This window comes from Knoellia terrae (assembly GCF_048606435.1).
Taxonomy (GTDB): domain Bacteria; phylum Actinomycetota; class Actinomycetes; order Actinomycetales; family Dermatophilaceae; genus Knoellia; species Knoellia terrae.
This window is the reverse complement of record NZ_JBMBWH010000001.1, coordinates 570,645-590,032: the sequence shown is the minus strand read 5'-3', so window position 1 is coordinate 590,032 and position 19,388 is coordinate 570,645. Positions and strand designations below refer to the sequence as shown.

Annotated in this window: 17 protein-coding genes and 2 tRNA genes; 2 read left to right on the top strand and 17 right to left on the bottom strand. The window is 71.5% G+C overall.

All coding sequences use genetic code 11. The features are described from left to right. Positions 1–367: 367 nt before the first annotated feature. Both leuD and leuC read right to left on the bottom strand, forming a co-directional pair. Positions 368–955 (bottom strand): 3-isopropylmalate dehydratase small subunit, encoded by a 588-nt coding sequence (gene leuD / locus ACOJV9_RS02880; RefSeq protein WP_420183658.1) that lies wholly within the window; start codon positions 953–955, stop codon positions 368–370. A 1-nt stretch (position 956) separates the two neighbouring features. Then, entirely contained in the window at positions 957–2,384 is a 1,428-nt protein-coding gene (gene leuC / locus ACOJV9_RS02875) for a 3-isopropylmalate dehydratase large subunit (protein ID WP_420183657.1), read from the bottom strand. Between the two features lie 131 nt (positions 2,385–2,515). Between leuC and ACOJV9_RS02870 the strand changes: the two genes are divergently transcribed. Then, positions 2,516–3,259, top strand: coding sequence for an IclR family transcriptional regulator (locus tag ACOJV9_RS02870; protein WP_420183656.1), 744 nt, complete (start codon positions 2,516–2,518; stop codon positions 3,257–3,259). A gap of 72 nt (positions 3,260–3,331) precedes the next feature. Here ACOJV9_RS02870 and ACOJV9_RS02865 read toward each other — a convergent pair. From ACOJV9_RS02865 to ACOJV9_RS02830, 8 genes are all read right to left on the bottom strand, one after another. Beyond that, positions 3,332–3,404: transfer RNA gene (locus ACOJV9_RS02865), tRNA-Glu, on the bottom strand. Between the two features lie 99 nt (positions 3,405–3,503). Continuing rightward, positions 3,504–3,575 (bottom strand) — tRNA-Gln (locus ACOJV9_RS02860). A gap of 116 nt (positions 3,576–3,691) precedes the next feature. After that, positions 3,692–5,221 (bottom strand): glutamate--tRNA ligase, encoded by a 1,530-nt coding sequence (gltX, locus tag ACOJV9_RS02855; protein ID WP_420183655.1) that lies wholly within the window; start codon positions 5,219–5,221, stop codon positions 3,692–3,694. 12 nt (positions 5,222–5,233) lie between these two features. Then, on the bottom strand, positions 5,234–6,508 hold the full coding sequence (locus tag ACOJV9_RS02850; RefSeq protein WP_420183654.1) for an RNA polymerase sigma factor: 1,275 nt from the start codon (positions 6,506–6,508) through the stop codon (positions 5,234–5,236). Continuing rightward, the gene (locus ACOJV9_RS02845) at positions 6,505–6,855 is read right to left on the bottom strand and encodes a YciI family protein (RefSeq protein ID WP_420183653.1); all 351 of its coding nucleotides are present in this window, start codon (positions 6,853–6,855) and stop codon (positions 6,505–6,507) included. Before ACOJV9_RS02845 ends, ACOJV9_RS02850 begins: the two co-directional genes overlap by 4 nt. A 110-nt stretch (positions 6,856–6,965) precedes the next feature. Further along, a complete protein-coding gene (locus tag ACOJV9_RS02840; protein ID WP_420183768.1) occupies positions 6,966–8,717 on the bottom strand; it encodes a DEAD/DEAH box helicase in 1,752 nt (583 codons plus the stop codon). 82 nt (positions 8,718–8,799) lie between these two features. Next, on the bottom strand, positions 8,800–9,573 hold the full coding sequence (locus ACOJV9_RS02835; protein ID WP_420183652.1) for a fumarylacetoacetate hydrolase family protein: 774 nt from the start codon (positions 9,571–9,573) through the stop codon (positions 8,800–8,802). Positions 9,574–9,591: 18 nt separating this feature from the next. After that, entirely contained in the window at positions 9,592–10,428 is an 837-nt protein-coding gene (locus ACOJV9_RS02830; RefSeq protein ID WP_420183651.1) for an SGNH/GDSL hydrolase family protein, read from the bottom strand. A 119-nt stretch (positions 10,429–10,547) separates the two neighbouring features. Here ACOJV9_RS02830 and ACOJV9_RS02825 point away from each other — a divergent pair, with 119 nt between their 5' ends. Beyond that, complete coding sequence (locus ACOJV9_RS02825) at positions 10,548–11,420, top strand: 3-methyladenine DNA glycosylase (protein ID WP_420183650.1); 873 nt, start codon at positions 10,548–10,550, stop codon at positions 11,418–11,420. 2 nt (positions 11,421–11,422) lie between these two features. Here the strand turns inward: ACOJV9_RS02825 and arfB are convergent, their stop codons facing one another. From arfB to ACOJV9_RS02790, 7 genes are all read right to left on the bottom strand, one after another. Further along, the gene (arfB, locus tag ACOJV9_RS02820) at positions 11,423–11,878 is read right to left on the bottom strand and encodes an alternative ribosome rescue aminoacyl-tRNA hydrolase ArfB (RefSeq protein WP_420183649.1); all 456 of its coding nucleotides are present in this window, start codon (positions 11,876–11,878) and stop codon (positions 11,423–11,425) included. Between the two features lie 52 nt (positions 11,879–11,930). After that, positions 11,931–13,547 (bottom strand): citramalate synthase, encoded by a 1,617-nt coding sequence (cimA, locus tag ACOJV9_RS02815; RefSeq protein ID WP_420183648.1) that lies wholly within the window; start codon positions 13,545–13,547, stop codon positions 11,931–11,933. Positions 13,548–13,900: 353 nt separating this feature from the next. Then, positions 13,901–15,187: a DUF2786 domain-containing protein gene (locus ACOJV9_RS02810; protein ID WP_420183647.1), complete on the bottom strand. Its 1,287-nt coding sequence runs from the start codon at positions 15,185–15,187 to the stop codon at positions 13,901–13,903. Between the two features lie 191 nt (positions 15,188–15,378). After that, the gene (locus ACOJV9_RS02805) at positions 15,379–16,488 is read right to left on the bottom strand and encodes an MBL fold metallo-hydrolase (RefSeq protein WP_420183646.1); all 1,110 of its coding nucleotides are present in this window, start codon (positions 16,486–16,488) and stop codon (positions 15,379–15,381) included. A gap of 10 nt (positions 16,489–16,498) precedes the next feature. After that, positions 16,499–17,227: a gamma-glutamyl-gamma-aminobutyrate hydrolase family protein gene (locus ACOJV9_RS02800; RefSeq protein WP_420183645.1), complete on the bottom strand. Its 729-nt coding sequence runs from the start codon at positions 17,225–17,227 to the stop codon at positions 16,499–16,501. A gap of 3 nt (positions 17,228–17,230) precedes the next feature. After that, complete coding sequence (locus ACOJV9_RS02795) at positions 17,231–17,998, bottom strand: 3-oxoacyl-ACP reductase (protein WP_420183644.1); 768 nt, start codon at positions 17,996–17,998, stop codon at positions 17,231–17,233. A gap of 13 nt (positions 17,999–18,011) precedes the next feature. Then, positions 18,012–19,388 (bottom strand): aldehyde dehydrogenase family protein, encoded by a 1,377-nt coding sequence (locus ACOJV9_RS02790; protein WP_420183643.1) that lies wholly within the window; start codon positions 19,386–19,388, stop codon positions 18,012–18,014.

The window sequence follows — 19,388 nt, the reverse complement described above, 5'->3', positions numbered from 1 at the left end:
CCGGGACGACCCGACGAGGTGTGTGGTCCAGACGAGCGCCTGTCCTGGAGTCGACGTTAGGCCCGCGGAACAGGCGAGTCCATCACCCCGCGATGGTTTCCGTTGTCCCACAGGGACTTTGGGAACTCTCTGCGCCGGCTCCCACCTCGGGGACCATCGCGATGGGGCCTTCGGGGAACGCAGCACCCGTTGCGCCAGTTCGCCTGTCCCACAACGGTTCTGCGGTGTCGCGGCCGACCGTGACGATGCGCGGGGCAGCGTGAGCCGCCCGCGGCGATGTCACACCAGTCACATGCGTCACACGCTGTCGCGACGCCTGCGCGACGTGAACTGCCCACTGCCACACGGCGTGTCGCACACCGTCAGGTCAGCTCGTGACCGGCTTCCAGAACGGGCGACGCTGCTCGTATGCCGTGATGTCGGGCTCGTGCCGCAGCGTGAGGGAGATGTCGTCCAGGCCTTCGAGCAGACGCCAGCGGGTGTAGTCGTCGACCTCGAACGCTGCGACGACGTCACCGGCGGTGATGGTGCGGCTCACGAGGTCGACCGTCACGGCCGTCCCGGGCTCGTTCTCGAGGAGCTTCCAGAGCAGCTCCACGTCGTCCTGGCTGCACTGGGCCGTCAGCAGGCCGGCCTTGCCGCTGTTGCCGCGGAAGATGTCCGCGAAGCGCGACGAGACGACGACCCGGAAGCCGTAGTTCATCAGGGCCCAGACCGCGTGCTCGCGCGAGCTGCCCGTCCCGAAGTCGGGACCGGCGACGAGGATCGAGCCCGCGGCATACGTGGGGTCGTTGAGGACGAAGGTCTCGTCCTTGCGCCACGCGGCGAAGAGACCGTCCTCGAAGCCGGACTTGGTCACCCGCTTGAGGTACTCGGCCGGGATGATCTGGTCGGTGTCGACGTTGCTGCGGCGCAGCGGGACGCCGGTGCCGGTGTGGGTCGTGAAGGCATCCACGTCAGGCCTCCTGCGGGACGAGGTCGGCCGGGGCGACCGGCTCGAGGTCGGAGGGGCTCGAGAGGGTGCCGCGCACCGCGGTGGCGGCGGCGACGAGCGGGCTGACGAGGTGGGTGCGGCCACCCTTGCCCTGGCGTCCCTCGAAGTTGCGGTTGGACGTCGAGGCGCTGCGCTCCCCCGGAGCCAGCTTGTCGGGGTTCATCGCCAGGCACATCGAGCAGCCGGGGAGGCGCCACTCGGCGCCTGCCTCGGTGAAGACCGTGTCGAGGCCCTCGGCCTCGGCCTGGAGGCGCACCCGGGCCGAGCCGGGGACGACGAGCATGCGGACGCCGTCGGCGACGCGACGACCCTTGACGACAGCAGCGGCGGCCCGAAGGTCCTCGATGCGGCCGTTGGTGCACGAGCCCACGAAGACCGTGTCGACCGCGATCCGGCGCAGGGGGGTGCCGGCGACGAGGCCCATGTACTCGAGCGCCCGCTCCGCGGACTGGCGCTCGGTGTCGTCCATCGTCGACGGGTCGGGGACGCTCTCACCCAGGGGCGCACCCTGACCGGGGTTGGTGCCCCACGTGACGAAGGGGGTCAGGGTGGACGCGTCGATGACCACCTCGGCGTCGAACTCGGCGTCCTCGTCGGTGTGCAGCTTGCGCCAGCTCGCCACGGCGGCGTCCCAGTCGGCACCCTGCGGGGCGTGTGGGCGGCCCTCGAGGTAGGCGAAGGTCGTCTCGTCGGGGGCGATCATCCCCGCGCGGGCACCGGCCTCGATGGACATGTTGCAGACGGTCATCCGGCCCTCCATGGAGAGCCCCCTGATCGCGCTGCCGCGGTACTCCAGGACGTAGCCCTGCCCGCCGCCGGTCCCGATCCTGGCGATGACGGCCAGGACGATGTCCTTCGACGTGACTCCGTCGGCCAGCTCGCCCTCGACCGTGATGGCCATCGTGCGGAACGGCTTGAGCGGGAGGGTCTGCGTCGCGAGGACGTGCTCGACCTCGGAGGTGCCGATGCCGAACGCCAGGGCGCCGAACGCCCCGTGCGTCGAGGTGTGGCTGTCGCCGCAGACGACGGTCATCCCGGGCTGGGTGAGGCCGAGCTGCGGCCCCACGACGTGCACGATGCCCTGCTCGGCGTCACCCATGGGGTAGAGCCGGATGCCGAACTCCTCGCAGTTGCGCCGCAGCGTGTGGACCTGGGTCAGGCTGATCGGGTCGGTGATCGGACCGGGCGTCGTGGGGACGTTGTGGTCCTCGGTCGCCAGGGTGAGGTCGGTGCGCCGCACCGGACGGCCCGACAGGCGCAGCCCGTCGAAGGCCTGCGGGCTCGTCACCTCGTGGAGGAGGTGGAGGTCGATGTAGAGCAGGTCCGGCTCGCCCTCGCCCTGACGCACGACGTGTGCGTCCCACACCTTCTCTGCCAGGGTCCTGCCCACGGCCAACACCTCCACGAAACGGGTCCGGGACGTCGCCGCATGCGGGTCGGCGACATCGCTCCGTCCGAGGTTCGCACGCGCCTCCGAGTGGTGGACTTGCGTCTCACGGCTTGGGACGGCAGTATCAAGACATGGACAACACCAGTGGGGTCGGCGTGCTCGACAAGGCCGCCATCGTCTTGAGCGCCCTCGAGGCCGGTCCCTCGACCCTCGCCCAGCTCGTCACGGCGACCGGGCTCGCCCGCCCGACCGCGCACCGCCTCGCGGTGGCCCTCGAGCACCACCGCCTCGTGGGCCGCGACCTCCAGGGGCGGTTCGTGCTCGGCCCGCGGCTCGGTGAGCTGGCCGCCGCCGCGGGTGAGGACCGCCTGCTCGCCGCTGCGGGCCCGGTCCTCGGCGCGCTGCGCGACCACACCAACGAGAGCGCCCAGCTCTTCCGCCGGCAGGGCGAGCACCGCATCTGCGTCTCCGCGGCGGAGCGGCCTGTCGGCCTGCGCGACTCGATCCCGATCGGCGCGAGCCTGACGATGCTCGCCGGCTCGGCGGCCCAGGTGCTCCTCGCGTGGGAGGAGCCGGACCGGCTCCACCGCGGCCTCCAGGGCGCGGCCTTCAACGCGACCACGCTCTCGGGCGTGCGGCGTCGCGGCTGGGCGCAGAGCGTCGGGGAGCGCGAGGCGGGGGTCGCCTCGGTCTCCGCCCCGGTCCGCTCACCCTCCGGCCGGGTCATCGCCGCCGTGTCCATCTCCGGCCCCATCGAGCGCCTCTCCCGCCAGCCCGGCCGCCTGCACGCGGCCACGGTCATCGCCGGCGCCACCAAGCTCACCGAGGTCCTGGCCCGTCACGCGAAGACGGCCGAGGAGCAGCACTCGGCCTGAGAGCGCGACGGAAGCACCCGGCATACGCGAACGTCCCCGCCACCAGTGATGGTGACGGGGACGTCTCGCTTGTAGCCCCGACGGGATTCGAACCCGCGCTACCGCCGTGAGAGGGCGGCGTGCTAGGCCGCTACACAACGGGGCCCTAGCCGTGCTGACGGAGCAAGCCCCGAACAGCGCTTGAAGACTACCGCAGAACGGTGAGATCTTCGAATTGGTCTATGCCACAAGAACATTGACCTTGCTGGGGTACCAGGACTCGAACCTAGAATGACGGTACCAGAAACCGTAGTGTTGCCAATTACACCATACCCCAAGGGGGTATCACTGATGCTGCGGTCCGAGGACCACCTGCACCGGTGAACCGAGGAGCGATACTACCGGTCCGCTCCCCCGCGCCCAAATCGTCCGGTGGTACCGCGCGCCCACGCCTCAGAGGGAGTCGCGCAGCGCCCGCAGCCGGGTCAGGGTGGACGTCTTGCCGAGGATCTCCATGGACTCGAAGAGCGGCGGGCTGATCCGCTGGCCCGAGACCGCGGTCCGCAGCGGGCCGAACGCGAACTTCGGCTTGATGCCGAGCCCGTCGACGACCGCCGCGCGCAGCGCGGACTCGATGGCGGCGGCGTTCCAGCCGCTGTCGGTGCCCAGCACACCGGTGCCGTGGTCGTCGAGGTCGCCGAGAGCCTGCGTCGCGGCGTCGAGCACGGCGCCGGCATCGTCCTTGAGCTGGGCGCGGGCGTCATCGGCGATCTCGAGGGCGTCGTCGGCCACGAAGAACGGCCGCACCATGGCCGAGGCCTCGGTGAGGTGCACGATGCGGGTCTGGATGAGCTCGGCCACCGCCTTGAGCCGGCCGAGCTCACCCAGCGACGGGTTGCCGGAGAGCACCTCGTCGCGCTCGAGGAAGGGCAGCAGCCGGGACGTGAAGTCCCCCAGGTCGAGCGCGCGCAGGTGGACGCCGTTGAGCCAGTCGAGCTTCTTGAGGTCGAAGATCGGCCCGACCGGGTTCACCTTCTTCCAGTCGAAGCCGTCACTGAACTCGCGGAAGGTGAAGACCTCGCGCTCGGTGCCGTCCTCCTCCAGCACCGGCGGGTACGCGAGCAGTGCGAGGAAGTTGACCAGCGCCTCCGGGAGATAGCCCTCCTCGCGGAACCAGGTGAGCCGCGCGGCGGGGTTCTTGCGTTTGGAGATCTTGGACTTGTCGATGTTGCGCAGCAGCGGCATGTGCGCGAACTTCGGCGGCTCCAGCCCGAGCCACTGGTAGAGCAGCACGTGCTTGGGCGTGGAGCTGATCCACTCCTCGCCGCGCACGACGTGGGTGATGCCCATCTCGTGGTCGTCGACGACGACGGCGAGGTGGTAGGTCGGGAAGCCGTCGGCCTTGAGGATCACCTGGTCGTCGGGCCGCGGCGCCGAGACGGTGCCCCGGATGAGGTCCTCGAAGGTGAGCGGGGCGTCCTCGGGGATGAACATCCGCACGACGGGCGTCTCGCTGAAGCCGGGCAGCTCGGCGCGCTCCTCGCGGGTCTTCCCGTGGCAGAGCCGGTCGTAGCCGGTCGGCTGCTTGGTCTTCTGCTGCATCTCGCGCATCTGGGTGAGCCGTTCGCCGGTGCACCAGCAGTGGTACGCCTTGCCGTCGGCGAGGAGGCGCTCGACGTAGGGACGGTAGGTGTCGAGGCGCTCGCTCTGGCGGTAGGGGGCGAACGGGCCACCGATGTCGGGCCCCTCGTCCCACGTCAGCCCGAGCCAGTGCAGGGTGTCGTAGACCTGCTGCTCGCTGTCGGCCCGGAAGCGCGCGCGGTCGGTGTCCTCGATCCGCAGCAGGAAGCGCCCGCCCTGCTGTCGCGCGAACGCGAGGTTGAACAACGACATGTAGGCCGTGCCGACGTGCGGGTCCCCCGTCGGCGACGGGGCGACGCGGAGTCGGGGGCTGCTGGCTGCGGTGGGGGGCTGCTCGCTCATGGTGCCCCGAGTCTAGGGAGTTCCGCGGTGGCTCCCCCACCGGCGACCGAGCCGGTCCCGTCTGGAGGCCAGCCACGCCCGCTCGGCGGGGTTCTGCGTGGTCGCGATCGCGGCGGCATACGCGCGTCTGGCGTCGTCGTCCCGCCCCAGGCGGCGCAGCAGGTCCGCTCGGGTCGCGTGCCACGGCGCGTATGCCGTCAGCTCGAGTCCGTCGACGACGGCCAGAGCGACCTGCGGCCCGTCGAGCTCGGCGACGGCGACGGCCCGGTTGAGGGCGACGACGGCTGAGGGGCGGACCTGCATCAGCTGGTCGTAGAGCGCCACGACCTGGCCCCAGTCGGTGAGCGAGACGTCCAGTGCGTCGGTGTGCACGGCCTGGATGGCGGCCTGGAGCTGGTAGGGCCCGGGCCGCCCACGGCGCAGGCACTCGCGCACCAGGGCGTGTCCCTCGTCCACGAGGGCGGCGTCCCAGCGGGTCCGGTCCTGCTCGTCGAGCATGACGAGGTGCCCGGCCTCGTCGATGCGGGCGGGGCGGCGCGCCTGGCCGAGGAGCATGAGCGCCAGCAGGCCGTCGACCTCGGGGGGCGAGCCGATGGCGGCGGCGACGGACCGCAGCGCGCGGGCGAGCCTGATGGCCTCGAGCGCAAGATCCTCACGGTCGGCGGCCTCCGGGCCGGAGCCGAGGTAGCCCTCGTTGTAGACGAGGTAGAGCACCGCGAGGACGGCGTCGAGCCGCTCGGCGAGGTCTTCGGGGCCCGGCACGCGGTAGGGGATGCGGGCCTTGGCGATCTTGGCCTTGGCGCGGGTGATGCGCTGCGCCATCGTCGTCTCGGGTACGAAGAAGGCGTGTGCGATCTCGGCGACGGTGAGGCCGCCGAGCAGGCGGAGGGTCAGCGCGACGCGGGCGGGTTCGGCCAGCGCCGGGTGGCAGCAGGTGAAGATGAGCCGCAACCGGTCGTCGGGAACCGGGCCCGTGGGCTCCGGAAGGGTGTCGTCGGTGAGCATGGCGGCCTCGGCGTGCTTCTCGTCCCGGACGCGTTCGCGCCGCAGGTGGTCGAGCGCCTTGCGGCTCGCCGTGGTGGTGAGCCACCCGGCGGGGTTGGGTGGCACGCCGTCGCGCGGCCAGCGCTCGAGGGCGATGACGATCGCCTCCCCCAGCGCGTCCTCGGCCAGGCCGATGTCGCCGTAGCGACGGATGAGCCCGGCGACGACGCGCCCGTACTCGGCGCGGACGACCGTGGCGACGGCGTCCGCGCCGAGCGTGTCGTGCGGGTCGGGTCGGCTCACGCCTCGCCGGCGAACGGACGGACCTCGACGCGGCCGCCGCACGCGGCGGAGCCCTCCTTGGCCCACTGGAGAGCCTCGTCGAGGTCGTCCGCCTCGATGACCCAGAAGCCGCCGAGGAACTCCTTGGCCTCCGAGTACGGCCCGTCGGTGACCGTCGGGCTCTCGCCCGTGGCGTCCACGACGGTCGCGGTGGAGATCGGCTCGAGGCCACCGGCGAAGACCCACTTGCCGGCCTCACGGACCTTGGTGTTGAACGTCTCGACGTCGGAGTACATCTGCTGGATGACCTCGTCCGAGGGGGTCTCGTCGTCGACGGAGCCGGGGACCGAGAGCAGGTACTGAGTCATGAGGGTTCTCCTTCGGGAATCGACCGGCTGCCCGTGTGGCCGCCTGCGGTGTCGTTCATCCTCTCCACGAACGGGGTGGCCCGGATACGACACCACGCCTCACCCGCGGGTCAGGCGCGGGGGCCCTTGCGGTGGGGCTTCTTGTCGGGCCGGCCGCCACGCTCCTGCGACTCGGTGAGCTCGATGAGCTGACCGGAGATGCGGGTGCCGCGCAGCTTGGCCTCGGTGCCGGGCGGCAGCGTGGCGGGCAGCTCGACGAGCGAGTGGTCGGCCCGGATGTCGATGTGGCCGAAGTCCTGGCGACCGAGCCCGCCCTCGTTGGCGAGCGCACCGACGATCTGGCGCGGCTCGACCTTGTGGCGACGCCCGACGGCGATCCGGTAGGTCGCCATCGGCCCCGACGAGCCCCGCGGTCCGCGCTCGCTGCGCGACCCGCGGTCCCCGCCACCGAACGTGCGACCACCCCCGCCACGGTCGTCGCGGTCCCGGCTCGGGCCCCGCTCGTCCCGGTCGCGTCGCGGCGGGCGCACCGGCTCGGGATCGAGGAGCATCGGCTCGTCGCCCTGCAGGACGATCGCCAGAGCCGCCGCGACGTCGGCCTCGGGCACGTTGTGCTCGCGGACGTAGTGGGCGATGACGTCGCGGAAGGCGTCGAGCTCGCTCGAGGCCAGCGCCGTCGTGATCCGGTCGTCGAGCCGCACGAGGCGCGTGGCGTTGATGTCCTCGACCGTCGGCAGCGGCATCTCGGTCAGGGTGGTGCGGGTCGCCTTCTCGATCGCCTTGAGCAGGTAGCGCTCGCGCGGGGTGACGAAGGAGATGGCGTCACCCGTGCGCCCGGCCCGGCCGGTGCGGCCGATGCGGTGGACGTAGGACTCGGTGTCGGTCGGGATGTCGTAGTTGACGACGTGGCTGATCCGCTCGACGTCGAGGCCGCGGGCGGCGACGTCGGTGGCGACGAGGATGTCGAGCTTGCCCGACTTGAGCTGGGCGACGGTCCGTTCGCGCTGCACCTGGGCGACGTCGCCGTTGATGGCCGCTGCGGAGAACCCACGGGCGCGAAGCTTCTCGGCGAGCATCTCGGTCTCGTTCTTCGTCCGGACGAAGACGATCATCCCCTCGAAGTTCTCGACCTCGAGGATCCGCGTCAGCGCGTCGACCTTCTGCGGGTAGGACACGATGAGGTAGCGCTGGGTGATGTTGGGCGTCGTCGTCGCCTTGCGCTCGACGGTGATCTCGAGGGCGTCGGTGAGGTACTTCTTCGAGATCCGGCGGATCTGCGAGGGCATCGTCGCGGAGAACAGCGCGACGTGCTTCTCGGCCGGGGTGTCGGCGAGGATCGTCTCGACGTCCTCGGCGAAGCCCATCTTGAGCATCTCGTCGGCCTCGTCGAGCACGAGGAAGCGCAGCTCGGACAGGTCGAGGGTGCCCTTCTCCAGGTGGTCCATGATGCGGCCCGGGGTGCCGACGACGATGTGCACGCCACGGCGGAGCGCGCTGAGCTGCACGCCGTAGCCCTGGCCTCCGTAGACCGGCAGGACGTGAACCCCCGGCATCCGCGAGGCGTACTTCTCGAAGGCCTCACAGACCTGGAGCGCCAGCTCACGGGTCGGGGCCAGGACGAGCGCCTGGGGCGACTTCTGCTTGAGGTCGAGCCGGCTGAGGATGGGGAGCGCGAAGGCCGCCGTCTTGCCCGTCCCGGTCTGCGCGAGCCCGACGACGTGCCTCCCGGCGAGGAGGCCGGGGATGGTCGCGGCCTGGATCGGGGAGGGCGTCTCGTAGCCGATGTCCTTGAGCGCGCGCACCACCCGCTCGTCCAGACCGAGGTCGGCGAAGGTCGGTTGCTGGGGCTCGTCGATGGTCATGCTGTCGTCACTCACAACCCGACCGTAGTGGCGCACCCCTCGGATCGGCGAGTGCCGACCCCGGCTGGTGACGCCGGGGAGGTCACTCCGCGCTGACGAACGGGTTGCTCAGCGTGCCGATCTGGTCGATCTCGACCTCGACGCGCTGACCCGCGACCACGGGGCCGACACCGGCGGGGGTGCCGGTGAGGATGACGTCACCCGGCAGCAGCGTGAAGGCGCGTGACGCGTGCGAGATGAGCTCGGCGACGCCGTGGACCATGTCGGACGTCGGCCCGTCCTGGACGACGTCGCCCTCGAGGCGGGTGGTGATCCGGCAGGCAGCGGGGTCGAGGTCGGTCTCGATCCACGGGCCGAGCGGGCAGAAGGTGTCCATGCCCTTGGCACGCGCCCACTGGCCGTCGCCGCGCTGGAGGTCGCGCGCGGTCACGTCGTTGGCGACGGTGTAGCCGAACACCGACGACAGCGCCTCCTCGACCGAGAGGTCCTTGGCGAGGCGACCGATGACGACGGCGAGCTCACCCTCGTAGCTCACCTCTCGCGTGAACCCCGGGATGACGACGGGGTCACCGGGGCCGACGACCGCGGTGTTGGGGATGAGGAACATCATCGGCTCGGCCGGGGCCTCGCCGCCCATCTCGGCGGCGTGGTCGGCGTAGTTGCGGCCGATGCCGATGACCTTGCTACGAGGGATGACCGGTGCGAGCAGGCGCACGTCCTCGACGAGGTGCGTCGCCCCGGTCAGCTCGATCCGCGAGTAGAGCGGGTCACCGGTGATCTCGGCGATCTTCTCGCCGGCTCCGTCGACCAGCCCGTATGCCGGGTCCTCACCTGTCGTGAATCTCGCGATGCGCACGGGCTCACTGTAGAACCCTCAGCCGAGGCGGCTCACGACGGTCTGGGCGAGCACGGCATACCCGGCGTCGTTGGCGTGGATGTCGTTCCTCGTGCACATCCACGTCCACGCGCAGATCGTGGCGACGTTGGTCGGGATCGTGCCGAACGCGGTGGTGACGGGCGTCTGGTCGAACGAGCGGAACGCGGTCGCGACGTCGGCGACATCGGCGTCGACGGCGGCGGCCGAGCGGGCGACGGCGCCGTTGAGCAGCGTCTGGAGGAAGCTCGTCAGCCCGGCGACCTGCTGGCCCGCGGGCCCGGTCAGCCAGGCGGCGAGGAAGGGGTTGTAGTAGTTGAGGACGATGATCTCGGTGTCAGGACCGGTCGCGGCGCGCAGCCGGGTGAGGATCGTCGTGAGGTTGCGCTCCACCGTCGCGACGGCGCCGAGCGCGCAGGCCGGGTCGACCGTGCCGCGCGCGCAGGGCGTGACGTCGTTGGCGCCGATGTCGATCGTCACGAGGTCGACCTTGGCCTTGTGGGCCCGGAGGAACTCGACGGCGGCGTCCACCTGCGAGCCCTCGGGATAGGTGCACCGGTCCGTGCCGAGCATCGACGCCGTGGTCGCGCCCGAGCACGAGAGGTTGCGGAGCCTGGCCTTGGGGGCGTCCTCCTGGACGGCGTCGAGCACGCCACCGACGTAGCCGCCGTCGCGGTCGTCGCCGACGCCGGGCTGGTAGCCGGCGGCGAGCGAGTCACCCAGCGCGAGGTACCAGCTCGTCGCGTTGTCCGTCCCGCGGGCGGCCGAGGCATCCGCGGCCGACGGGGCGACGAGGGCGAGAAACATCGCGAGGACGACGGTGAGGGTTCGACGCATGGCTGGGGCTCCAGGGGTGCTCACGGTCCGCCACGGTGCGGACCTGGGGGGATCGTCGCACACGGACCCGTGTCCGGGACGCGAGACGGAGATCTCGGCTCGCCTACGCTGGTGAGGTCATGTCGCCCGTCCTCACGCTCCTCGACCACCCCACGTGGACGACCCTCGAGGCGGCTCACGCCGAACGGGTCGACGCCGCCACCGCCGGTCACCTCTCCCGCCGGGACCGCGGGGTGCCGCACCCGGTCGAGGACTTCCTCTTCCGCTACTACTCGGTGACCCCGAGCCGGCTGCGACGGTGGCACCCCGGCGCCGGTGTGCGGCTCGAGGGAGCTGCCGCCCTGGAGCGCGCACAGTGGCGGCACTACCGGCCGGTGGGCGACGCCGTCGAGCTCGACGTGACCTCGTTCGTCGAGGCCCGCGGCCGGGCGGTGGACTTCGTGCGACGGCTGCTGGAGGCGACCGTGTCGCGCCCGGCCCGGCTGGGGTGCTTCGGCCTGCACGAGTGGGCGATGGTCTACCGCGCGGGAGAGGACGGCATACGGCACGAGCAGGTGCCCCTCCGGCTCGGGCAGGCGGGCACCGACGAGGTCGTGGAGCGCCACCAGATCGCGTGCAGCCACTTCGACGCCTTTCGCTTCTTCACACCGCAGGCGCTGTCCCGCAACGCCCTTCAGCCCTCACGCGACTCGCAGGTGGAGCTCGAGCAGCCCGGCTGCCTGCATGCGGGCATGGACACCTACAAATGGGCGACGAAGCTGTCGCCGCTCGTGCCCAGTGCGCTCACGATGGACTGCTTCGACCTCGCCCGGGAGATCCGCCTGCTCGACATGCAGGCCTCGCCCTACGACCTCTCCGGTCACGGCGTCGAGCCTTTGCCGATCGAGACGGCAGTCGGCAAGGCGGCATACGTCGAGCGCCAGCGAGCGTTCTCCGAGCGGTCCAACGAGCTGCGCCGACGGATCCTCGACGTCCTCGACGGAGCGCGCTGAGGTCAGTCGGCGCTGGGTCGGCCACGACGCGACTTGAGCTCGCTGCGTCGCTTCTTGGCATCGAGCCTGCGGCGCTGCGACCCGCGCGTCGGTCGGGTGGGCCTACGGGCCGCAGGGGCGGGCGCCAGCGCCTCGCGCAGCAGCGCGGCGAGACGCTCACGGGCGGCGGCGCGGTTGCGCAGCTGGGCGCGGTACTCGGAGGCCGCGATGACGATGCGCCCGCCGACCAGTGCGGTGGCAAGCACCTCGACGACGCGGTCGCGCTGGGACTCGGTGAGCGAGCGCGAGGTGGCCGGCTCGAACGACAGCTCCACCCGGCTGTCGGTCGTGTTGACGCCCTGTCCCCCCGGGCCCGACGAGCGCGAGAACCTCTCCACCAGCTCGTCCGCAGCGAGAACCAGACCGCCGGGGAGTCCGGGACCGGGCGGGACCTCGAGGTCACCTCCGGGTCCACCCATGCCGTTCATCGTGGCACAGCGGACGGTCGCCCGGCGGTCCTGCGGGCGTCGGTCAGCGGACCGGCACCCCCGCGCGCAGGAGGCCGTAGGTGACGCTCTCGACCAGCGCGTCCCAGCTGGCCTCGAGGATGTTGGCCGCGACGCCGATGGTCTCCCACGTCGTCTCCCCGTCGCTCGTCTCGATGAGCACGCGCGTCACCGCGTCGGTGCCGTGGGCGGCGTCGAGGATGCGCACCCGGTAGTCGATGAGCTCGAGGTGCTCGATCTCGGGGTATGCCGTGGCGAGCGCGAGCCGGAGGGCGTGGTCGAGCGCGTTGACCGGACCGTTGCCCTCGCCGGTGCGCAGGACTCGCCTGCCCCCGGTGGTGAGCTTCACGGTCGCCTCGGACAGGGCGTCGCCCTGCGACTGCGAGTCGGTGATGACCCGCCAGGACTCGACCTGGAAGAAGTCGGGCAAGGCGCCCTCGACCTCTCGTCGCAGCAGCAGCTCGAAGCTGGCATCGGCCGCGTCGAAGGTGTAGCCACGCAGCTCGAGCTCCTTGACGGTCGCCAGGACGCGCTGGACGAGCGCACTGTCCTCGGCGCTCGTGGGGTCGAGGTCCAGGCCGAGCTCCCGCGCCTTGAGCTCGATCGAGGCGCGACCGGCCATGTCCGAGATGAGCATCCGCATGTCGTTGCCGACGTGCTTGGGGTCGAGGTGCTGGTAGAGGTCAGGGTCGACCTTGATGGCGCTCGCGTGGAGCCCGGCCTTGTGCGCGAACGCGCTGGCGCCGGTGTAGGGCTGGCGGCTGTAGGCCGGGACGTTGGTGACCTCGCTGATGGCGTGGCTGATCCGCGTCGACTCCTGGAGGCGGTGCGGCTCGATGAGCTGGACCCCCTGCTTGAGCTGGAGGTTGGCGACGACGGTGACGAGGTTGGCGTTGCCGGTGCGCTCACCGTAGCCGTTCACGGTGCCCTGGACGTGGGTGGCCCCGGCGTCGACCGCGACCATGGAGTTGGCGACGGCGCAGCCCGTGTCGTTGTGGCAGTGGATGCCCAGCCGCGTGTCGGTGCCCGTGGCACCGGCGACGCCGAGCGCGTCCGCGACGTCGGCGACGACGTCACCGATGTGACTTGGGAGCATGCCGCCGTTGGTGTCGCACAGCGCGAGCACCTCGGCCCCGGACTCGGCCGCGGCGCGCAGGGCCTCGAGCGCGTAGGCGCGGTCGACGGCATACCCGTCGAAGAAGTGCTCGGCGTCGAGGAAGACGCGCCGTCCCTCGCCACGCAGGAACGACACGGTGTCGCGGATCATCTCGAGGTTCTCCTCGGGCGTGGTCCGCAGGGCCCGCTCGACGTGACCGATGTGCGACTTCGCGACGACTGTGACCACGCTCGCCTGGCTGTCGAGGAGGGCACGCACGAGGGGGTCGGTGGCGGCACTGCCGCCGACACGTCGCGTCGCACCGAAGGCCGCGAGCGTCGCGTTCTTGAGGGTGAGGTCGGTGGCGGCCCGGGCGAAGAACTCGGTGTCCTTCGGGTTCGCCCCGGGCCAGCCACCTTCGATGAAGCCGACCCCGAGGTCATCGAGGTGCGAGGCGATCGTGAGCTTGTCCGCGACGGAGAGGTTCAGGCCCTCCTGCTGGGCACCATCACGCAGGGTGGTGTCGTAGACGTGCAGGTCGCTCATGGGGATCTCGTCTCGGTCGATCTCGTGCGTCGGTCTCGGGAATCGTGGAGCTCCAGTGTCGCTGTCGACGTCGCGCGTGCTGCTCGGTGACCGGGGGTGTGGTCGGCCGGGCCTTCTGTCCGGCCGACTCCGGCTCCCCGTCGTCGACCCAACAAAAAGACCTCCCGGGTACGGGAGGTCTGCGCGACGAACGGGAGGTTCGTCGCGCTAGTCGATAATGATGGTGGCGGTGGCCACGGACAGGAGTGTCACGAGGCAGAGACTGGCACGGCTGACCGGCATACGGGAAGCACTGTCCACATCGCGGTCGCGGGCCTCGGTCCGCCGTCGCACTGACGCGCTCGCGGCACCGGTCAGCCGGTGCGGCGACGCCCCACCCTGTCACGTGGTGCCGAGCCGTCGAGGTGGGCCCGGTCCGCGGCTGCGCGCCCGATGTGCCACCCCTCGGCGTCGCGCACGGACGAGGTCCGCCGACGCGTCAGGGACGGGAACCACTCGTCCACCGTCCGCTCCACCTCCTCGACCCGCGCCGCCATCAGCGGAACGAGTGCCCGGCCGCGGGAGCTGGCCTCCGGTGCCGCCGACTCCACCTCGTCCCTCGCGACCTGCTGGAGCCGCTCACCGATGCGGTATGCGTACGCGGTGAGGAACGACGACCGGAACGCCCTCGTGCGGCTGCGCCCGCGGTGGTCGGCCCGCGACCCCTCGGCCAGCATGGCCGAGTTCGCCTGGACGAGCAGTGACGTGAAGAGCAGCTCGACGGACTCGAGCTCGGCCTCGAAGCCGACCACCGTGCCGAAGCCGAGCTCACGCGTCCAGACCATGCGGCAGCCGTTCGCCGACGCCACGGCGGTCAGCAGCGAGGCCTTGGGCCCGTCGTACGGGGTGTCGATCCCGATGCGTCGCCCGTGTGGGCCGCCCTCACCGGACGTGCCGCCCTGCTCTGCGGCGAGCAGGGCGGCATCGATGCTGTGGCGTGCCATCAGTGCCTGGGCGCCGGCGGTGAAGGTCTCGGCCTCCGCCGCGAAGGTCGTCGACTCGGCCTTGGCGAGCAGCATGCGCACCCGCTCGAGGATCCTCGAGTCCACGTTCCTCGGCGGACCCGATGACCCCTGCGACACGTCGCCCGCAGGAGCCCGGAACGCTCCCGGCAGTGCGGTGAGCCTCTCGATCGCGGGAAGGGACTGCAGCAGGTGCAGGACGGTCAGCGTCTGCGAGACGAGCGTTAGCCAGTCGACCCCGCGCTCGCGGTGCGCGTCGAGCCAGGTCTGCGAACGGGCCCACCAGAGTCTCGCATCGAGGGCGGCGAGCTGGGCGGACCAGGCCGGGTGGACCGTCGCCGGGGTGTGGCGGTCCAGCTCGTCGCCCATCGCGTCAAGGACGAACGACCGCTCATCCGTGGAGAGCCGACGCTGAGCCATCCGGTGGACGTCGGACGGCTGCCAGCCCCGCTGCCAGGCGTCGGCCGTCGCCGCACGCACGGCCGTGACCAGCGCGGTGACGACGGCGCGAGCCCCCTCGCCCGTGGAGCACCGCTGCGCGAGGACCACCGCGACATCGTCGAAGGCGCGGGAGCGGCTGAGGTGCAGCGACGCCACGGCCAGGTCGATGAGCTCCGCCTCGGTCGTGCTGCTGGTCATGGGCTCCCCCGCCGGTTGGTGTGAGCGCCCAGCATCGCACCGGCGGCCGTCACCCTCCCGAGCGAGACCGCGGAGCTGTGGACGACGGCACATGCCTGCGGTCGATGTGGATGATCCGTCGACGCGGGCGACCCGCTCACCCTCGTGCGCCGGGCCGACGAAGCCGCCGCCCACGCCCGAGCGCCGAGGTGTCAGGTGACCGAGCGCCACCAGTAGGTGGGGGCGTCCGGGAGCGCCGTCACCTCGACCCGCTCGCCGGGCCGGGGCACGACGACCGTGGCACCGCGGCGCTCAGCCTCGACGAGGACCCGCTCGACCGGCTCGCTCCACGGGTGGAACGCGAGGTTGAAGGTCCCCCAGTGCACCGGCACCATCACGCCGGCGCGCACGTCGAGATGCGCCTCGACGCCGTGCTCGGGCGTCATGTGGATGGTGGGCCAGCCGTCGTCGTAGGCCCCGACCTGCACCAGCGACACGTCGAACGGCCCGTAGCGCTCTCCGATCTCGGCGAAGCCCATGAAGTAGCCGGTGTCGCCCGAGTAGAACACCTTGCCGGTCGTGCCCTCGAGGACCCACGACGACCACAGGGTGCCGTCGCGCGACAGCCCCCGACCGGAGAAGTGCTGCGCCGGCGTCGCGACGAGGCGCACCTCGGCGACCTTGGCCTCCTCGTGCCAGTCGAGCTCGTCGATCCGGTCGGCCCCGATGCCCCACTTCTCGAGGTGCGCACCCACCCCGAGCGGCACGACGAAGCGGGTCACGCCGCGGATTGCGGCGAGCTCCTTCACCGAGTCCATGTCGAGGTGGTCGTAGTGGTCGTGCGAGATGACGACGGCGTCCACCGGGGGAAGGTCGCGCAGCGCCACGGGGACCGGGTGGATCCGGCGCGGGCCCACCTGCGGCGAGGGGGAGCACCGGTCGCTCCAGACCGGGTCCAGCAGCAGGACGGCGCCGTCGACCTGCACGAGGACCGTCGAGTGGCCGAGCCACGTGACGTGCGTGCCGACCGGCTGCGGGACGATCGGCTCGCGCACGAGCGGCACGTCCCCCACGGGGTGGCGCTCCTGGCGGCCGGCGACGAGCTCCTTGACGCTGCCGGCGAGCGAGCGCGACGAGGGCTCGAAGCGCAGCTGCTGGTTGTGGAAGCGACCGCCCGACCACTCGGGCGAGGCCTGCATCCGCGCAGCGCGCGCGCCGGTGGCCCTCCCGCCGATGGCGTCCGGGACCGGACGTCCGGCCCTGACGACCCACGCCGCCAGGCCCAGGCCTCCTGCGGCGATGGCCAGTCCGGGAGCTCTCACGACGTCAGTGTCACTCACCGAGGTGGGAATCGCGGGCTGCGGCCACGAGCGCCTCGAACAGGCGACCGTCGTCACCGGCCTCCGGGTGCCACTGCACCGCGAGCCGGAACGGCACATCAGGGTCCTCCATCGCCTCCACCGTGCCGTCCTCGTGCCGGGCGCTGGCGACATATCCGGGGTGCTCGACGACCGCCTGATGGTGGTAGGTCGGCACGTCGAGGTCGTCGGTGCCGAGCAGCCCGGCCAGGCGCGTCCCCTCCAGCACCGACACGTGGTGCGACGCGTACACCCCGACGGAGGGGCTGTGGGCGGTGTGGCCGACGCGGTCGGGCAGGTGCTGCTCGAGTGTCCCGCCGCCGGCGACCGCCATCACCTGCATCCCTCGGCAGATCCCCAGCAGCGGCATCTCGAGCTCGGCGCTCACCCGGGCCACCGCGAGCTCGAACTCGTCCCGGTCGGGACGTGCCTCCTGCACGCTCGGGTGCGGCTGCGCGGCATACCGCGAGGGTTCGACGTCGGCACCGCCGGCGATGACGACCGCGTCGAGCCGCGAGAGGAGCGAGCGCACCATCGCGTCGTCGGCGTCGGCGCGCGGAGGCAGCACGACGGCGACGCCGCCCGCGCGCTCGATCGCGGCGACGTAGTCGTAGGGGACGACGGCGCTGTGCTGGCCGCTCCAGTCGCCCCGGGAGACGGGCTCGACGTAGGCGGTGACGCCGATGACGGGTCGGTCGTCCACCGGTCAGAGGGGCGTGACGTAGGCGCTGCTGATGCCGCCGTCGACGAGGAAGGTGTTGGCGGTGATGAAGCTCGACTCGTCGGAGGCGAGGAACAGCACGGCGTTCGCGATCTCTTCCGGCTCGGCGAAGCGACCCATCGGCACGTGGACGAGGCGACGCGCGGCCCGCTCCTCGTCCTTGGCGAAGAGCTCCTGCAGCAGCGGTGTGTTGACCGGGCCGGGGCACAGCGCGTTGACCCGGACCCCCTGCCGGGCGAACTGCACGCCGAGCTCGCGCGACATCGACAGGACACCACCCTTGGAGGCGCTGTAGGAGATCTGCGAGGTGGCCGCGCCCATCACCGCCACGAACGACGCCGTGTTGATGATCGAGCCCCTCCCCTGCTCGAGCATGTGGGGCAGGGCGGCCTTGCAGCACAGGTAGACCGAGGTGAGGTTGACCTCCTGCACCCGGCGCCAGGCCTCGAGGTCGGTGTCGAGGATCGAGTCGTCCTCGGGAGGGCTGATCCCCGCGTTGTTGAAGGCGATGTCGACGCTGCCGAACCGCTCCTTGGCGGTCGCGAAGAGGGCGTCGACCTGCTCCTTGTCGGTGACGTCGCAGCGGACGTAGGTACCCCCCACCTCCTCGGCGATCCCGGGGCCCTGCGTGTCGTCGAGGTCGCCGATGACGACGGTGGCGCCCTCCTGCGCGAAGCGGCGCACCGTGGCCAGACCGATGCCGGAGCACCCCCCGGTGACGACGGCGACGCGGCCGGCGAGTCGATCTCCCATGTCTGCGGACCTCTCAGTTCTCGGTGCTGATGAAGATGTTCTTGACCTCGGTGAACGCGTCGAGCGCGTCCGGTCCGAGCTCGCGGCCGATGCCGCTCGACTTGAAGCCCCCGAAGGGTGTCGAGTAGCGGACGCTGCTGTGGCTGTTGACCGAGAGGTTCCCGGCCTCGACCCCGCGAGAGACGCGGATGGCGCGGCCCACGTCGCGTGTCCAGATCGACCCGGACAGCCCGTATGCCGTGTCGTTCGCCTTCGCGACCGCGTCCGCCTCGTCGTCGAACGGCATGACGCCGACGACCGGTCCGAACACCTCGTCCTGCCAGACGCGGTCACTCGTGGAGCGCGGCAGGACGACCGTGGGCGGGTACCAGTACCCGGCGCCCTCGGGAGCCGTGCCGCGGAAGGCGACGTCGACCGGCTCCTGGCTCTCCTCGACGAAACCGCGGACCGTCGCGCGCTGCCGGTCGCTCACGAGCGGTCCCATCTGCGTGTCCTCGTCGCCGGGGTCGCCGACCCGGACCTCACGCATCGCCGACTCGAACAGACCCATGAAGTCGTCGAGCACGCCGCGCTGCACGAGGATGCGCGTGCGGGCACAGCAGTCCTGACCTGCGTTGTCCAGGAACGACATCGGCGCCGCAGCGGCCGCCGCCTCGAGGTCGGCGTCGGCGAAGACGATGTTGGCCGATTTGCCGCCCAGCTCGAGGGTGACCCGCTTGAGCTGGTCGGCAGCCCCGCGCATGATGCCCTGCCCGACGGCGGTGGAGCCGGTGAAGCAGACCTTGCGCACGTCGGGGTGGGTGACGAACCGCTCCCCCACGACCGACCCCTTGCCGGGCAGGACGGTGAAGACCCCTTCGGGGATCCCGGCCTCGAGGGCCAGCTCGGCCAGGCGCATCGCGGTCAGCGGGGTCAGCTCGGCCGGCTTGAGGACGACCGTGTTGCCCGCGGCCAGCGCGGGGGCGAAGCCCCACCCGGCGATGGGCATCGGGAAGTTCCACGGGACGATGACCGACACGACGCCGAGCGGCTCCTTGAAGGTCAGGTCGATGCCACCGCCGACGGGGATCTGCCGCCCGAACAGGCGCTCCGGAGCGGCGGAGTAGTAGGCCAGCACGTCGCGCACGTTGCCGGCCTCCCAGCGGGCGTTGCCGATCGTGTGGCCGGAGTTCGCCACCTCGAGCCGGGCGAGCTCCTCGACGTGGTCGCCGACGACGTCGCTGAACCGGCGCAGGAGCCGCCCGCGGTCGGCCGGGGCGAGAGCGCGCCACGCCGGACCCACCTCGACGGCACGGGCCACCGCCTCGTCGGTCTCCTCGACCCCGACGAGGTCGATCGTCCTGACGGTCTCCTCCGTCGCCGGGTTCACGACGTCATGCGTTGTCGTCAT

Coding starts and splice junctions, on each gene's coding strand:
- ACOJV9_RS02830 (WP_420183651.1), bottom strand. CDS start 10,428: ATGCGTCGAACCCTCACCGTCGTCCTCGCGATGTTTCTCGCCCTCGTC.
- ACOJV9_RS02790 (WP_420183643.1), bottom strand. CDS start 19,388: ATGACGACAACGCATGACGTCGTGAACCCGGCGACGGAGGAGACCGTC.
- ACOJV9_RS02810 (WP_420183647.1), bottom strand. CDS start 15,187: ATGACCAGCAGCACGACCGAGGCGGAGCTCATCGACCTGGCCGTGGCG.
- ACOJV9_RS02870 (WP_420183656.1), top strand. CDS start 2,516: ATGGACAACACCAGTGGGGTCGGCGTGCTCGACAAGGCCGCCATCGTC.
- ACOJV9_RS02825 (WP_420183650.1), top strand. CDS start 10,548: ATGTCGCCCGTCCTCACGCTCCTCGACCACCCCACGTGGACGACCCTC.
- ACOJV9_RS02845 (WP_420183653.1), bottom strand. CDS start 6,855: ATGACTCAGTACCTGCTCTCGGTCCCCGGCTCCGTCGACGACGAGACC.
- gltX (WP_420183655.1), bottom strand. CDS start 5,221: ATGAGCGAGCAGCCCCCCACCGCAGCCAGCAGCCCCCGACTCCGCGTC.
- ACOJV9_RS02840 (WP_420183768.1), bottom strand. CDS start 8,717: ATGACCATCGACGAGCCCCAGCAACCGACCTTCGCCGACCTCGGTCTG.
- cimA (WP_420183648.1), bottom strand. CDS start 13,547: ATGAGCGACCTGCACGTCTACGACACCACCCTGCGTGATGGTGCCCAG.
- arfB (WP_420183649.1), bottom strand. CDS start 11,878: ATGGGTGGACCCGGAGGTGACCTCGAGGTCCCGCCCGGTCCCGGACTC.
- ACOJV9_RS02795 (WP_420183644.1), bottom strand. CDS start 17,998: ATGGGAGATCGACTCGCCGGCCGCGTCGCCGTCGTCACCGGGGGGTGC.